At 74.9% G+C, this 16692-nt stretch carries 2 protein-coding genes; both read right to left on the minus strand.

The features are described from left to right. Window positions 1-116: 116 nt before the first annotated feature. Complete coding sequence (locus MXD95_RS28605; RefSeq protein WP_285223678.1) at window positions 117-7115, minus strand: type I polyketide synthase; 6999 nt, start codon at window positions 7113-7115, stop codon at window positions 117-119. A 77-nt stretch (window positions 7116-7192) separates the two neighbouring features. Next, window positions 7193-16657, minus strand: coding sequence for a type I polyketide synthase (locus MXD95_RS19095; RefSeq protein ID WP_250642030.1), 9465 nt, complete (start codon window positions 16655-16657; stop codon window positions 7193-7195). Between the last annotated feature and the right edge of the window lie 35 nt (window positions 16658-16692).

Genomic DNA, 16692 nt, shown 5'->3' on the forward strand with positions numbered 1-16692 from the left:
GACTGTCGGGATGCAGATTCGTTGACCAAAGCTATCGTCAGGGATGCCCGAACACCCGCCGCAGGCGGGTTCCGGGGGGGGGCCCACCCCCCCCCCCCCCCCCCCCCACGAAATGATCAGGTAAGGGAATCAAGAAAGCGGGTGATCGCCGCGACCGTGGTGGGCGAGTGCTCCTCGAGGATGGAGAAGTGCTCACCGGGCACGTCCACGGCCTCGTGCGGCGTCGCCCAGTACGCCTGCCATCCGGTGGGGTCGTCCGGGTCGATGATGGTGCGCCGCAGCGGGTCGGCCGCCCGGACGAGCAGGGTCGGCGCCTCGACCGGCTTGGCCTGCCAGCCGTCGAAGATCTTCACGTAGGCGCCCATCGTGGTCAGGCTGGCGTCGCTCCAGACCATCTGGTAGCGCTCGACGCGGTCCAGCATTCCCGTGATCATCGCGGGCAGCCACCAGTCCGCCATGCCCTCGCGCACCGCGCTCTCCGGCGGGTAGCTGTCGACGAGGATCAGGCCGGCCGGCCGGACGCCCGCACTCTCCAGCTCGGCCGCCACCGCGTGGGCGACGACGCCACCCATCGAGCGCCCGACCAGGACGAACGGTGTGCCGTCACCCGCCAGCCTGGTCACCTCGCGCACGTGCGAGCCGATGTAGGTGGGCTCGTCCGCGGGCAGGTGGTCGTCCTCGGCATAGCCGGGGGAGGGCAGGACGAACACGTCCCGTTGGCCGCGCAGCAGCGTGCCGAGGCGGGCGTACTCGTGCGGTCCCGAGATCGCGCTCATCGCGGGGAAGCAGATCAGCCGGTGCCGGGCCGGCCCCTCGGCGAGCGCAAGCGTCGCCTTGGTGTGTGCGTCGCCGGCGGTGGCGTCGAAGGTGGGCCGCAGATGGGACGCGACGACCAGCAACTGTGCCGCCGCGCCGAACTGGTCGCGGGCGCACAGTGCCTGGTAGAGCGCGGACAGCGGCCCCTCCTGCGGCCCCACCACCCGGATCCCGGTAGCCCCCGCGTCCTGCGGCGTGCCGGGGCCGCCCGCTCCCGGCACCGTGCCTGCCGTGCCTGCCGGGACGGTCGGCGGTGCCGTGGCGAGCTGCTCGGCGAGGTAGGCGGCGAGATCCGCGGCGGTGGGATGGTCGAAGGTGAGCGTGGCCGGCAGCCGCAGCGCGGTGGCCGCGTTCAGCCGGTTGCGCAGCTCCACGGCGGTCAGCGAGTCCAGGCCGAGCTCGCCGAAGTCCCGGCCGGCCTCGATCGTCTCCACGCCGGAGTGCCCGAGGACGTTCGCGACCTGGGCCCGGACGTGGTCGAGCAGGACCGCCACCCGCTGGTCCGCGGTGGTGGCCCCGGCCAGCAGCCCGCGCAGCGCGGCGGCGTCCGCGTCGCCGCCCGCCGCCCGGTTCGCCGCGCCACCCCGGCGCCGCGCCGAGGGCCGGCCCGTGCGGACCAGGTCCCGCAGCAGCGCCGGGACCGGCACATCCGAGGCCGCCCGGGTCCGGATCCCGCCGAGGTCGAGCCCGGCGGGGACGACCAGGGGCTGGCCGAGGGCGCCGGCGGCGTCGAACAGCGCGAGTGCGTCGGCGGCCGGCAGGGCCCGCAGTCCGCTGCGCGCGATCCGGCGCTGGTCGGCCGCGCCGAGACCGGCCGTGAAGGAGCTGGTGTCCGCCCACAGACCCCAGGCGAGGCTGGTGGCGGGCAGTCCCAGGGCGTGCCGATGCTGGGCGAGGGCGTCGAGGAAGCTGTTGGCCGCCGTGTAGCTGGCCTGCCCCGGCCCGCCGGTGAGTCCGGCGACGGAACTGTAGAGGACGAACGCGCCCAGCGGCAGGTCGCGGGTGGCGTGGTGCAGGTTCCAGGCGCCGTCGACCTTCGGCGTGAGAACGGCACGCAGGCGCTCCGGGGTGATGCCGGTGAGGGCCGCGTCATCGCTGGTACCGGCGGCGTGGACGACGGCGGTCAGGGGATGGTCGGCGGGGATCGCCGCGACCAGCCGGGCCACGGCGTCCGGGTCGGCGAGATCGGCGGCGGTGATCGTGACCGTCGCGCCGAGTCCCTCGAGCTCACCGCGCAGCGCCTGCGCGTTCGGGTGGTCGGATCCCTGGCGGCTGGTCAGGTGCAGATGCCGGATGTGATGGTGGCCGACCAGGTGGCGGGCGAGATGCCCGGCCAGCGTCCCGAAGCCACCGGAGATCAGGACCGTGCCCGCGCGGTCGAGGTTCCAGCCCGCCTCGACGCCCGGCCCGGCGTCACCAGCCGTGGTGTCGCCAGCCGTCGTGGTGTCACTGGTCGTCGTGGTGTTACTGGTCGTCGTGGTGACGGGGACGAGTCGGGGTGTGCGGACGGTGCCGGCCCGCAGGGCGAGCTGCGGTTCGTCGAGGTCGACAGCGGCGGCGAGTGCCGCGGGCAGGGCGGCCGCGGAAGCGGGGTCGCGGTCGATGTCGACGAGCAGGATGCGGCCGGGGTGTTCCGCCTGGGCGCTGCGGACAAGTCCCCATACCGGCGCGGCGGACAGATCGACCTCCGTCGCCGCGGCCCCGGCGGAAGATCCGAGTACCTGCTCGCGTTCGTCCCCGACTCCCACCGCGCGAAAGGTGAGTACCCCAAGGCGGGTGGACTCCAGACGCGCGTCGGCCAGGTAGCTCCGCAGCAGAAGCAGCGTGTGCTCCGTCGTGGCCCGTGCGGCGCCAGCGACGTCGTGGTCGTCCCCGAGATCGTTCTCGGCGTCGTCCGGTCGACGCAGGCCGAGACCGTCTCCGCCGTAGCCGTTGTCCCCGCCGCCGTCCCCACCGTCGCTGGCACCGTCGCTGGCACCGGCACCGGCACCGGCACCGGCGCTGGCGGTGGCGCTGGCGGTGGCCGAGACGAGGACCAGGTCGGGGGCGGCCGTGCCGGACTCGAGGGCCGAGCCGAGGGCGGCAAGATCGGGGTAGGTGGTCACGGTGACGCCCTGGACGTCGGTGCTCTGGACGTCGGTGCTCTGGACATCCCCGCCGAGCACCGCCGGGAGCGCGGCGGCCGTCTCGTCGCCGACGACCGCCCAGGCGGATGCCGTCGGCGCGGGTGGGATCCGCCGCAGCGGCGGCCAGTTGAGCTGGTACAGGGAGTCCCGCCGGGCTCGACGGGACGCGGCGAGTTGCCTCGCGGAGACCACCCGGGCCAGCAGCGCGTCCACGGTGACCACCGGTGCGCCGGTGGGATCAGTGGCCCGCAGGGAGATCTCGTCGTTGCCCTGGACGCCTAGATGGACCCGCAGCTCGCGGGCGCCGGTGGCGTACAGGCGAACGCCGTTCCAGGCGAAGGGCAGCCGGCTGCTCCCGGCCGGCACGTCGGCCAGCCCGTGGAACACCGACAGGTGCACGGCCGCATCGAGCAGCGCCGGGTGCGCGCCGAAGTCCGCCGCCGGACCTGCCTGCCCCTCGGGCAGGACGATCTCGGCGTAGAGGTCGTTCCCATCGCGCCACGCTGCCCGCAGACCCTGGAAGGCGGGACCGTAGGCCAGCCCGGAGGCACGCAGGATGGCGTAGATCTCCTCGACCGGTTCGGCGACCGGTTCCGCCCCGGGCGGCGGCCAGGCGGCCTGGGCGCCCGGAGCCAGTCCGGCATCGCCGGTGCCGGTGCCGGTGCCGGCGCTGGTGGCGGCGATGCTGGTGGCGGTGGTCTCGCTGGCGGTGGGCTCGCCGTTGACGGTCGGACCGGTGATGAACAGCCCGCTGGCGTGCCGGGTCCACTCGGCGTCGGGCTCGTCCGCGTCCTGCGGCCGGGAATGGACGGCGACGGGACGGCGCCCGGTGTCGTCGAGCGCGCCGACGCTGACCTGCAGCGCCACGGCGCCGCGGGCGGGCAGGAGGAGCGGAGTCTCGAAGACGAGCTCCTCGAGCTCCGTGACGTCGAGCTCGTCTCCGGCGCGCAGAGCCAGCTCGACGAAGACCGTGCCGGGCACGAGCACGTTGCCCTGCACCACGTGGTCGGCGAGCCACGGCTGCGTCGCCAGGGAGATCCGTCCCGAGAGCACCACCCCGTCCTGGTCGGCGAGCCCCAGGGCCGCGCCGAGCAGGGGATGGCCCGCGGTGGCCAGGCCGAGCCCGGCGGCATCCCGCGCACCCGTGGCCGCCTCCTCAAGCCAGAAGCGCTGCCGCTGGAAGGGGTAGGTGGGCAGGGTGGCGGCGAGCGGACGGGGGTCGTGGCCGGCCTCGGTGGGCGGGGTGAGGCCGGTGCCGGTGGGCGTGTGGCCGTGGGCATGCAGGGTGGCGAGGGCGGCCGGCAGGGTGGAGGTGGCGGGCTGGTTACGTCGCAGCGTGGGGATGAGTGTCGGCGAGAGGACGTCGGCGCCGCGGCTGGAGTCGCCCGAGCCGCTGGGGTTGCCCGTGTTATCCGTGTTACCCGTGTTACCCGTGTTGCTGGGGTTGTCTGTGTTGCTGGTGTTGCCATGATCGGACTGGCCGGCGCGGGCGGGCACGGGGGCCCGGGTGGTGAGGATCTGGGTGGCGAGGCTGGTCAGTGTGGTGTCGGGGCCGAGCTCCAGGTAGGTGGTGACGCCGAGGTCGGCGAGGGTGGTCACGCCCGCGGCGAAGCGGACGGTGCGCCGGACGTGCTCGGCCCAGTAGTCAGGGGTGGTCAGCTGCTCGGGGGTGGCGGGCGTGCCGGTCAGGTTGGAGATGATCGGGATGGTGGGGGAGTGGTAGGTGACGGTCGCGGCCGTGGTGTGGAAGTCGTCGAGGATGGGGTCGGTCAGCGGGCTGTGGAAGGCGTGGCTGACGGTGAGGTGACGGGTCCTGGTGCCGGCGGCGGTGGCGGCCTCGGCGAGGGCGTCCAGGGTGGCGCGGGGGCCGGCGAGGACGGTGTTCGACGGGCTGTTGACCGCGGCGAGGTCGATCTGGCCGAGGTCGAGCTCGGGGCGTCGCCGGCCGAGCTCCTCGACGAGCGCGCGGGTGGTGGCCTCGTCGGCGTGGACGGTGAGCATGCCGCCGCCGGCGGGAAGGCTGCCGAGCAGGCGGGCGCGGGTGGCGACGAGCCGGGCCGCGTCGGCCAGGGTGAACACCCCGGCGAGGTGAGCGGCGGTGATCTCGCCGAGGCTGTGGCCGATCAGGTGGTCCGGGGTGATGCCGTGGAACGCCAGGGTCCGGTAGAGCGCCACCTGCAGTGCGAACAGGGTGGGCTGGGTCCACTCGGTCTGATGGATCAGCTCGGCGTCGGGGCTGTCGGGTTCGGCGTGCAGCACCGAGAGTAGCGGCTGGTCCAGGTACGGGTCGAGCTCGGCGGCGACCTCGTCGAGCGCGGCCTGGTAGACCGGGTGGGTCAGGTAGAGGCCGTGGCCCATGCGGGGGCGCTGGCTGCCCTGGCCGGAGAACAGGAAGGCCAGTGGTCCGCCGGTCTCGGTCCCGGTGATCACGTCCTGGTGGCGCCGGCCGTCGGCGAGTGCGTCGAGGGCGTCGAGCAGGCCGGTCTGGTCGGTGGCCAGGGCGACGGCACGGTGTGGGAAGACGGTGCGGGTCGCGAGCGCCGCCGCCAGCAGCTCGATCCGGATGTGGTCGTCGACGGGTTCGTCGACGGCGGGCCGGTCGGGTCGGGTGTCACGCAGGTGGCTGGCCAGTCGTCGGGCCTGGTCGTGCAGCGCGGGTACGGAGCGCGCCGACAGCGGTACGAGCACCGGCGTCTCCGCGACGTTCGCCGCGGCCGGGCCGACGCCCGTGGCCGGGTCGGAATCCGCGGTGGTCGGGTCGCCGGTTGCCGTGGTCAGGCCGGGTACCGCGGGGGCCTGCTCCAGGATGATGTGGGCGTTGGTGCCGCTGACTCCGAACGCCGAGATCCCGATCCGCCGGGGAGCGTCCGTCTGTGGCCAGGGGCGGCCCTCGCGGAGCAGTTCGACGCTGCCAGCCGTCCAGTCGACGTGGGGGGTCGGCTCGTCGATGTGCAGGGTGCGGGGCAGAAAGCCGTGGCGCAGGGCGAACACGGCCTTGATCGCGCCCGCCGCTCCGGCGGCGGCCTGGGTGTGGCCGATGTTGGACTTCAGGCTGCCCAGCCACAGGGGTCTGTCGGCGGGCCGGGCCTGCCCGTAGGTGGCGAGGATGGCCTGCGCCTCGATCGGATCGCCGAGCGAGGTGCCGGTGCCGTGCGCCTCGACCGCGTCGACGTCACCCGGGGCGAGCCGGGCGCTGGCGAGGGCGGCGCGGATGACGCGTTGCTGGGCGGGTCCGTTGGGGGCGGTCAGGCCGTTGGAGGCGCCGTCGGAGTTGACGGCGCTGCCCCGCAGCACGGCGAGGACGGGGTGCCCGGCCCGCTGGGCGTCGCTGAGCCGCTCGACGAGCAGCACGCCGATGCCCTCGGACCAGCCGGTGCCGTCCGCCGTGGCGGCGAATGCCTTGCACCGTCCGTCCGCGGACAGGCCACGCTGGCGGGAGAACTCGACGAACGGCGCCGGTGACGACATCACCGCGACCCCGCTGGCCAGCGCCAGATCGGCCTCGCCGCTGCGCAGGGCCTGGGCGGCCAGGTGCAGGGCGACGAGCGCGGACGAGCAGGCGGTGTCGACGGTGACCGACGGTCCCTCGAAGCCGAACGTGTAGGACACCCGGCCGGACAGCACACTGCCGAGCGTGCCGAGGGCCGTGTAGGCCTCCAGCTCGTCGGGGATCTGGTGCAGGCGGGAGGCGTAGTCCTGCCCGGCGATGCCGGCGAACACGGCGGTGCGGCTGCCGCGCAGGGTGGTCGGGTCGATGCCGGCCCGCTCGAACGCCTCCCAGCTCGTCTCCAGCAGCAGCCGCTGCTGCGGGTCGATGGCCACCGCCTCGCGGGGGGAGATGCCGAAGAACTCCGGGTCGAACTCGGCGGCGTCGTGCAGGAAACCGCCGTGCCGGGTGTAGGACTTGCCGGGCGCGCCCGGGTCGGGATCGTAGAGGTCGTCGACCGCCCAGCCGCGGTCGGTGGGGAACTCGCTGATCGCGTCCCGTTCATCGACGACCAGGTCCCACAGGTCCTCCGGGGTGCGCACGGCGCCGGGCAGCCGGCAGGCCATGCTCACGATCGCGATCGGCTCCCGCCGGCTGGACTCGACCTCACGCAGGCGCTTCTGCGCCGCGCGCGCGTCACCGAGCGCCCGCTTGAGGTATTCGCGAAGCTTGGCGTCATCGGCCATGGCCAGTGGCTCCCTTGCGGAGTGTGGGCGGAAAGGGCAGCGGAAGGGCAGCGGAAGGGCGAGGCGGGCGAGCGCGGTCAGAGGGACTCGGTGCTGTTGTTGTCGACCAGGGCGAACAGCTCGTCGTCGCTGGCCGAGTCGAGGTCGAGCGGGCCGTCGAGGGTGTCGTCGACGGACAGCTCGGCGCCGCCGCCGACATCCCCCCACCGGTCGAGCAGCGCCCGCAGCCGCAGGACGGCCCGCGCGGTGTCGCTGTTGTCGCCGCCGGTGGCTTCCAGCGCCGCTTCGAGCTGGTCCAGGGCCCGCGAGGGGGACGAGACGCGCCCTGAGCCGTCAGGGGAGGCGGCGGAACCCAGCTCTTCGGCGAGGAACGCGGCGATCGCGACGGGCGTCGGATGGTCGAACACCAGGGTGGCCGGCAGGGTGAGCCCGGTCGCGGTGTTCAGCCGATTGCGCAGGTCGACGGCGGTCAGCGAGGTGAGTCCCAGGTCACGGAAGGCGCGGGTGGCGCCGACCGTCGCCGGGCTGTCGTACCCGAGTACCACCGCCGTCTCGGCCCGCACGACGTCGAGCAGCAGCTCGTCGCGTTCGGCCGGGTCCAGCGAAGCGAGCCGTTCGGCCAGGCTCGGCCCCGTGGCGGCGGCGCTCAGTCCCGCCAGCGCCGCCGTCGTGGCCGCGCTGGCGACGAGCTCGCCGTCGACCACCCGCAGCGGCGTCGCCTCCAGCCAGTAGCGGCGGCGCTGGAAGGCGTACGTCGGCAGGCTGACCTGTCGCCGTACCGGGTGCCGTGCCCCGGAGTCGAGTGCTGTGCCGCCGAGTTCTGTGCCGCCGAGTGTTGTGGTGCCGAGTGTGGTGGTGCCGGGTGTCTCGCCGACGAGAACGGTCTGCCAGTCGACCGGCGCGCCCCGCACCCAGGCCTCGGCGAGTGCCCGGTGGAACGTGGCCAGCCCGCCGGCGTCGCGTCGCAGCGTTTCGGCGATCGCGAGCGTGTCGATGGTCTCGGCCAGGGCCGTGGTGAGGCCGGGATGCGGGCTGATCTCGAGGAACAGGTCGTGGCCGGCGCCGTGCAGCGCCCGGGCGGCGGGTTCGAACAGGACGGGCTGGCGCAGGTTGGCGTACCAGTAGTCGGCGGTCAGGTCCGCGGCATCGATCCAGTCACCGGTGACGGTGGACAGCATGGGGATGGCCGCCGGCCGCGGTGTGATCTCGCCGAGAGCGGCGATCAGGTCGGCGCGGATCGCCTCGACGTGCGGCGAGTGCGAGGCGTAGGTGACGGGCAGCGCGCGGGTGCGGACATCCTCGGCGCGCACCTCGCTGAGCAGAGCGGTCAGCTCGGCCGCGTCCCCGGCGACGATGGTGGTCGCCGGGCTGTTGACCGCCGCCACCGACAGGCCCGGGGTGAGCCGCGTCGTGATCTCCGCGGCGGGCAGGTTGATCGAGGCCATCGCGCCCGGGGTGCCGATCGTGGTGATCGCCCGGCTGCGAAGGGCGACGATGCGGGCGGCGTCGTCGAGGGTGAGGGCGCCGGCGATGTGCGCGGCGGCGATCTCACCCTGGCTGTGGCCGACGACGGCGCTGGGGGTGACGCCGTGGTGTTGCCAGAGCCGCGCCAGCGCGACCAGCATCGCGAACAGGGCCGGCTGAACGACGTCCACCCGGTCCAGGCCGGGCGCGTCCGGCCGTTCGTGCAGGACGTCGAGCAGGTTCCAGTCGGTGTGCGGCGCGAGGGCGGCGGCGACCGCTTCGATGTGCTCGGCGAAGACGGGGCTCGCGGCGAGCAGCTCGCGGGCCATCCCCGGCCACTGGCTGCCCTGGCCGGGGAACACGAACACGGTGGACGCCGAGGTGTCGGCGACGCCGCGCACCACCCGGGCGCTCGCCGACGCGTCGGCCAGCGAGCGCGCCGCCTGATGCAGGCCGTCGTGGTCGGCGGCGAGCAGCACGGCGCGCTGCTCGAACCGGGTGCGACGGGTGAGCGCGTCCCCGATGTCCGCCGGGTCGAGCCCCGCCGCGTCGTCCGAGCTGGCGAAGGCGGCCAGCCGGTCGGCCTGTGCGCGCAGCGCGTCCGGGGTGCGTGCCGAGAGGATCCACGGGATGGACCTGTCGCCGCCGGCCGTCCCCGGGTCGGGGCGGCCCGCGTCTGCCTCGGCGGGTGCGGTCGGGGCCGGCGCGGCTGGACCCTGTTCGATGTTGGGGCCCTGCTCGATGATGACGTGAGCGTTGGTGCCGCTGATCCCGAAGGAGGAGACCGCGGCCCGGCGCGGGCGGCCGGTGTCCGGCCAGGCCTGGGCGCTGGTCAGCAGCGCGACGGCGCCGGCGGACCAGTCGACGTGCGGGCTGGGCCGCTCGGCGTGCAGGGTCGGCGGAAGGGTGGCGTGCGCCAGGGCGAGGACGGTCTTGATGATGCCGGCGGTGCCGGCGGCGGCCTGGGTGTGGCCGACGTTGGACTTGAGGCTGCCCAGCCAGACCGGCTGATCGGCGGGCCGGTCCTGGCCGTAGGTGGCGAGGATGGCCTGCGCCTCGATCGGGTCGCCGAGCGGCGTGCCGGTGCCGTGCGCCTCGACGGCGTCGACGTCGGCGGGGGTGAGCCCGGCCGCGGTCAGCGCGGTGCGGATGACGCGCTGCTGGGCGGGCCCGTTGGGGGCGGTCAGGCCGTTGGACGCGCCATCCTGGTTCACGGCGCTGCCCCGGACGACGGCGAGCACCCGATGGCCCTTGGCGCGGGCGTCACTGAGCCGTTCGAGCAGGATCATGGTGGCGCCTTCGGCCCAGCCGGTGCCGTCGGCGTCGGCGGAGAAGGCCTTGCACCGGCCGTCGGGGGCGAGGCCCCGCTGGCGGGAGAAGTCGATGAACGCCGCCGGGGAGGCCATCAGCGCGACGCCGCCGGCCAGGGCCAGATCGGTCTCGCCGCCGCGCAGGGCCTGGGCCGCCAGGTGCACGGCGACCAGCGACGACGAGCAGGCGGTGTCGATGGTGACCGACGGCCCCTCGAACCCGAACGTGTAGGAGATCCGGCCGGTGGCGATCGCCCCGGCGTTGCCGTTGCCGAGATGCCCTTCCAACTCCGCCGGCACCGCATACACCCGCTGCAGGTAGTCGTGGTACATCACGCCGGCGTAGACGCCGGTGTTCGAGCCGCGTAGCGCGGTCGGGTCGATGCCCGCGCGTTCGATGGCCTCCCAGGAGATCTCGAGCAGCAGCCGCTGCTGTGGGTCGGTGGCCAGCGCGTCGCGGGGGGCGAGGCCGAAGAACTCGGCGTCGAAGTCGGCGGCGTCGTGCAGGAAGCCGCCGTGGCGGGTGTAGGACCGGCCGGTCGCGTCCGGATCCGGGTCGTACAGTTCCTCGACGTCCCAGCCGCGGTTCACCGGGAACTCGCTGATCGCGTCGGTGCCGCTGGCGACCAGCTCCCAGAGCTGCTCGGGGGTGCTGACGCCGCCGGGTAGCCGGCAGGCCATTCCCACGATCGCGATCGGCTCGTCGTCGCGAGGCCGCGCCCGGCGGGTCGCCTCGCCGTCCGCGCGGGCCGGCGAGGCCCCGAGCAGTTCGGTGCGCAGCAGGTCGGCGACGGCGGCGGGGTTCGGATGATCGAAGGTGAGGGTGGCGGGCAGCCGCAGGCCGCTGGCCTCGTTCAGCCGGTTGCGCAGCTCGATGGCGGTCAGCGAGTCCAGCCCGAGGGTGGAGAAGGCCCGGTCGGCCGGCACCGCGGCGGGGCCGGCGTGCCCGAGGACCCCGGCCACCTCGGTCCGCACCAGCTCGACCAGCAGTGCCGTCGCCTCCGCCGCGGCGAGGCCCGAGAGCCGGCCCGCCAGCGCGGATGTGCCCGCGGACCGCCTGGGCGCCCCGGCCGCCACCGCGCGCCGGGCCGGGGGGACCAGGCCGCGCAGCAACGGCAGGACGCCGTGCCGGGCCGCCCGGGCGCGCAGGGCCGCGAGGTCCAGATGCACGGGGGCGAGCACGGCGTCGGCGGGCTGGGCGCCCGCCTCGTCGAACAGGCGCAGGCCGGTCTCGGTGGTCAGCGGGCGCACGCCGGCGCGCGAAATGCGCCCGAGATCGGTGTCGCCGAGGGCGGCGGTGAGGGTGCTGGTGTCGTGCCAGAGGCCCCAGGCGAGGCTTGTGGCGGGGAGGTGGTGGGTGTGGCGGTGGTGGGCGAGGGCGTCGAGGAAGGTGTTGGCGGCGGCGTAGTTGGCTTGGCCGGCGTTGCCGGTGAGGCCGGCCAGGGAGCTGTAGAGGATGAAGGCGCGCACGGTGGTGAGGTCGCGGGTGGCTTCGTGCAGGTTCCAGGCGCCGTCGATCTTGGGGGCGAGTACGGTGTCGAGCCGGTCGGGTGTGAGCCCGGCGAGGGTGGTGTCGTGGGTGGTGCCGGCGGTGTGGATGACGGCGGTGAGCGGGTGCGCGGGCGGGATGGCGGCGAGCGACGCGGCGAGGGCGTCGCGGTCGGTGATGTCGGTGGCGGCGAGGGTGACGCTGGCCCCGAGCGCCGCGAGTTCGGCGCGGACCAGGCCCGCGTCCGGGTGGTCGGGGCCCTGGCGGCTGACCAGGTGCAGGTGGCGGGCGCCGTGGCGGGTGACGAGGTGGCGGGCCAGATGACGGGCCAGGGTGCCCAGCCCGCCGGTGATGAGCACAGTGCCGTCCGGATCGAGGTCCCAGCCGGCCGCGGGGGTGGACCTGTCGGCGTGTCCAGCGTCGCCGGCGAGGACGGCGTCTTCGGCGATGGTCAGCCGTGGCGCGTGGGCGACTCCCGCCCGGATGGCCACCTGCGGTTCGTCACCGCTTCGCGCCGCGGTGACGGCGCCGGGCAGAGCGGCGAGGCTGGCCGGGTCGTCGTCGGTGTCGACGAGCAGGAAGCGTCCCGGGTTCTCCGTGGCAGCGGTGCGCACCAGGCCGGTGAGGGCGGCGGTGGTGAGATCCACCGCCTCGCCGGCAACGCTCACCGCGCCCCCCGTGACCACGACGAGGGTCGCGTCCTGCCAGTCGTTGTCGCCCAGCCAGTCCTGGAGCAGTGCCAGGACATCGGCCGTGGTGCCGCGGGCCAAGGCCGGGATCTCGGCCGCGCTGGACGATCGGGGTGCCACGGGCGCCAGCACGATCTCCGGTGCCCGCTGCGCGGCTGTGCGCCGCAGCGCCGGCAGGTCAGGCGCGGACAGCACCTCGACGCCCGCCTCGCCCAGCCCGGTGGCCAGAGAGGCAGCGAGCGTGGTGCCGAACACGGTGGTCAGCGCCGTGGCCGGCGCACCCACATCCTCGCCCAGCACCGCCCAGCTCACCCCGGATCCGGCCGTCTCGCCCGCGGGCCTGGACGTCGATGTGGACGCGGACGGTAGCGGCGACCAGGCGAGCTGGTAGAGGGCGTCGGGCCGCGCGCCGGCCGCGCCGTCGCGCCGGTGCGCCGCCACCTGCGCGCCGGACACCAGCCGGGACACCAGGGAGTCGACCGTGATGACGGGGCTGCCCGCCGGGTCGGTGGCGTGCAGGGAGACCTCGTCCGGCCCGCGCAGGGCGAGGCGGACGCGCAGGGCCGCCGCGCCGGTGGCGTGCAGGCGTACGCCGGTCCAGGCGAACGGCAGTCGGCTGTGGCCGTCCGGCACGTCCGGCAGGCGGTGCAGCGCGGCCGCGTGGAGGGCGGCGTCGAGCAGGGCCGGGTGAATGCCGAAGCCGGCCGCGGCGGCGCCGGTCCCGGTGTCTGCGTCTGTGCCGTCAGCCAGGCTGATCTCGGCGTAGAGGGTGTCGCCGTCCCGCCAGGCGGCACGCAGGCCCTGGAAGACGGGGCCGTAGGCGAGGCCGGACGCGGCGAGAGTGTCATAACCGGCGTCGAGATCCACCGCGACCGTTCCCTCGGGCGGCCAGACCTCGGAGTCGCCGGGCGGCCAGGCTCCGGACGCACCCGCCCCCGTTGTGGGGGTGGGCAGCGGGGGCGGGGCGGACCACAACGCGCCGACGGCGTGCCGGATCCAGGTCTCGGTCACCGATCCGGTGTGGATCCCCACCGGGTCCGCGACGTCGTCGGCCAGCAGGTCACCCTCCGGCTGCTCGCCGTCCGATCGGGACGGCGCACCGCCGTCCAGGCGCGAATGGGCACCGCCGTCCAGGCGCGAGGGCGCACCGCCGTCCAGGCGCGAATGCACACTGACGGGACGGCGACCGGACTCGTCCGGGGCACCGACGGTGACCTGGATCGCCACCGTCGCCCGCTCGGGTAGCACCAGCGGCGTCTCGACGACGAGGTCGTCGAGCAGGTCGGCGCCGAGCTCGTCGCCGGCCCGCAGCGCGAGCTCGACGTACGCGGTGCCGGGCAGTACGACCGAGCCGTGCACCGTGTGGTCGGCGAGCCAGGGGGAGGTGGCCAGCGACAGCTGGCCGGTCAGCACCACGGTGTCCTCGGCGGCGAGCCGGACGGTGGCCGCGAGCAGCGGATGGCCGGCCGCGCGCAGGCCCGCCCGGGATAGGTCGCCGGTGCCACGCACGGTGCTGTCCAGCCAGAAGCGCTGGTGCTGGAACGGGTAGGTCGGCAGGTCGGCGGCGAGGCGCCGCGCTGCCTGGCCGTCGGCTTCCGTGGCGCCGGTGGTGCCGGTGTCGGCGGTGTCGGCGGTGTCGGCGGAGTCGTTGTGCACGCGAGCGGCGGGGAGAGTGAGGGTGGTGCCGGTGGGCGTGTGGCCATGGACGTGCAGGGCGGCCAGGGCGGCGGCCAGCGTCGTGGTCGCGGGCAGCGAACGGCGCAGGGTTGGGATGGTGATCGGAGCACCGGCGCGGGCCGGGTCGGCGGCACTGGCCGGGCCGACGGCGCCGTCCGGGCTGACGCCGGGGGAGGCGTCGCGGGCGAGGGTCTGGGTGGTCAGGGTGGTCAGGCTGGTATCCGGGCCGAGCTCGAGGTACGTGGTCACCCCGAGGTCGGCGAGGGCGGTGACACCGTCGGCGAACCGGACGGCGTGGCGGAGATGGTCGGTCCAGTAGTCCGCCGAGGTGAGCTGGTCGGCGGAGGCGAGCGTTCCCGTCACGTTGCTGATCACCGGGATGGTGGGGGCCTGGTAGGCGACGGCCGCCGCGGCGGCGTGGAAGTCGGCCAGGATCGGGGTGGTCAGCGCGCTGTGGAAGGCGTGGCTGACGGTAAGCCGCCGCGTTCTGATCCCGCGGACGGTGGCGGCCTCGGCCAGGAGATCGAGGGCGCCGACGGGCCCGGCGAGAACAGTGTTGTCGGGGCTGTTGACGGCCGCCACATCCACGTCACGGAGGCCGGCGTCGGCAGGGCCGGCGTCAGCGGGGCCGATGTCAGCAGGGCCGGAAGGCCGGGCGCCGTTGTCGGCCGGGGTGCTGTGCCCAGCCCGGACGACCTCACCCAGGAGCTCGCGGGTGGTCGACTCGTCGGCGTGCACCGTGAGCATCCCGCCGCCGGCGGGCAGGCTGCCGAGCAGCCGCGCCCGGGTGGCGACCAGCCGGGCCGCGTCGGGCAGGCTGAGCACGCCGGCGACGTGGGCCGCGGTGATCTCCCCGAGCGAGTGGCCGATCAGGTAGGCCGGGGTGACCCCGTGCGAGACGACCGTGCGGTAGAGGGCGACCTGCAGGGCGAACAGGGTCGGCTGGGTCCAGCGGGTGTGGTGGATCAGGTCGGCGTCGGGCCCGTCCGGATCGGCGTGCAGCACGGACAGCAGCGGCCGGTCGAGATGCGGATCGAGCGCGGCGGCGACCTCGTCCAGGGCGGCCCGGTAGACCGGGTGGGTGGCGTGGAGGCCCTCGCCCATCCGGGGGCGCTGGCTGCCCTGGCCGGAGAACAGGAACGCGAGCGGTCCGCCGGTGGCCGTCGCGGTGATGACCCGGGCGTCGGCTCGTCCGTCGGCGAGTCGGTCCAGCGCGGCCAGCAGCTCGTCGGGTTCGGTGGCAAGGGCGACGGCGCGGTGGGTGAACGTGGTCCGGGTCGCCAGGGCCGCCGCCAGCCGGCGCACCGCGCGCTCGTCCGGCCCGCCGTCCGCCAGCCCGCCGTCGCCCGGGTCGGTCAGTCGGGTCCGGGGCCGGGACCGCAGGTGGCTGGCGAGCTGGCGGGCCTGCTCGCGTAGCACCTCGGCGGAGCGGGCCGACAGCGCCACCAGCGCCGGTCCGGCGAGCGTGGTGCCGCCGGCGCTCTGCCCCGCGGTCGGCTCGGCGGCCGGCGCTGTCGGCGCCGGAGCCTGTTCCAGGATGACGTGGGCGTTCGTGCCGCTGACGCCGAACGCGGAGACACCGGCGCGGCGCGGTTCGCCCGTCTGCGGCCAGGCCCGGGTCGCGGTGAGCACCGCGACCTCACCGACGGACCAGTCCACCCGCGTCGACGGCTCGTCGACGTGCAGGGTCGGCGGCAACTCACCGGCCCGGATCGCCTCGACGATCTTGATGATGCCGGCGGCACCGGCGGCGGCCTGGGTGTGGCCGATGTTCGACTTGACCGAGCCGAGGTAGAGCGGTCGGCCGGCCGGCCGGTTGCGGCCGTAGGTGGTCAGCAGTGCGTGCGCCTCGATGGGGTCGCCCAGCGACGTGCCGGTGCCGTGGGCCTCAACCGCGTCGACCTGCGTGGGGCGCAGGCGGGCGGCGGCGAGAGCGGCGCGGATGACGCGTTGCTGCGAGGGCCCGTTGGGGGCGGTCAGGCCGTTGGAGGCACCATCGGAGTTGACGGCTGTGCCGCGGACGATGGCGAGGACGGGGTGTCCGTTGCGCTGGGCGTCGCCCAGCCGCTCGACGAGCAGCACCCCGGCGCCTTCCGCCCAGCTGGTGCCGTCAGCGGCGGAGGAGAACGCCTTGCATCGCCCGTCGGGGGCGAGTCCACGCTGGCGGGAGAACTCGATGAACGCGGCGGGCGAGGACATCACCGTCACCCCGCCGGCGAGCGCCAGATCGGCCTCGCCGCCCCGCAGGGCCTGGGCGGCCAGGTGCAGGGCGACGAGCGCGGACGAGCAGGCGGTGTCGACGGTGACCGACGGTCCCTCGAAGCCGAACGTGTAGGAGACCCGGCCGGACAGCACACTGCCGAGGCTGCCCAGGCCCAGGTATGCCTCGAGTTCGGGCGGCGGGGTCGCCCCGGGGGCCTTGACCCCGGCGGCGTAGTCCTGCCCGTTCGTCCCGGCGAACACGGCGGTGCGGCTGCCACGCAGGGTGGTCGGGTCGATGCCAGCCCGCTCGAACGCCTCCCAGCTCGTCTCCAGCAGCAGCCGCTGCTGCGGGTCGATGGCCAGCGCCTCGCGGGGGGAGATGCCGAAGAACTCGGCGTCGAAACCGCCCGCGTCGGCCAGGAAGCCACCGTGGCGGGCGTAGGACTTCCCGGTCGCGTCAGGGTCGGGGTCGTACAGCTCGTCGACGTTCCAGCCGCGGTCGGAGGGGAACTCGTCGATCGCGTCCCGTCCGGAGCGCACCAGCTCCCACAGGTCCGCCGCGGAGCGCACCCCGCCGGGAAAGCGGCAGGCCATGCCCACGATCGCCAGCGGCTCGTGCCGGGCCTCGCGGGAGACCCGAAGCTGCTCGCGGGTCTCGTGCAGCTCGGCGGTGACCCGCCGGAGGAGGTACCGGATCTGGTCGTCGCTCATGGTCCACCTGCTTTCGTCGGGTCGGGCGTCGGCGA

Source organism: Frankia sp. AiPa1 (assembly GCF_023243075.1).
Classification (GTDB): domain Bacteria; phylum Actinomycetota; class Actinomycetes; order Frankiales; family Frankiaceae; genus Frankia.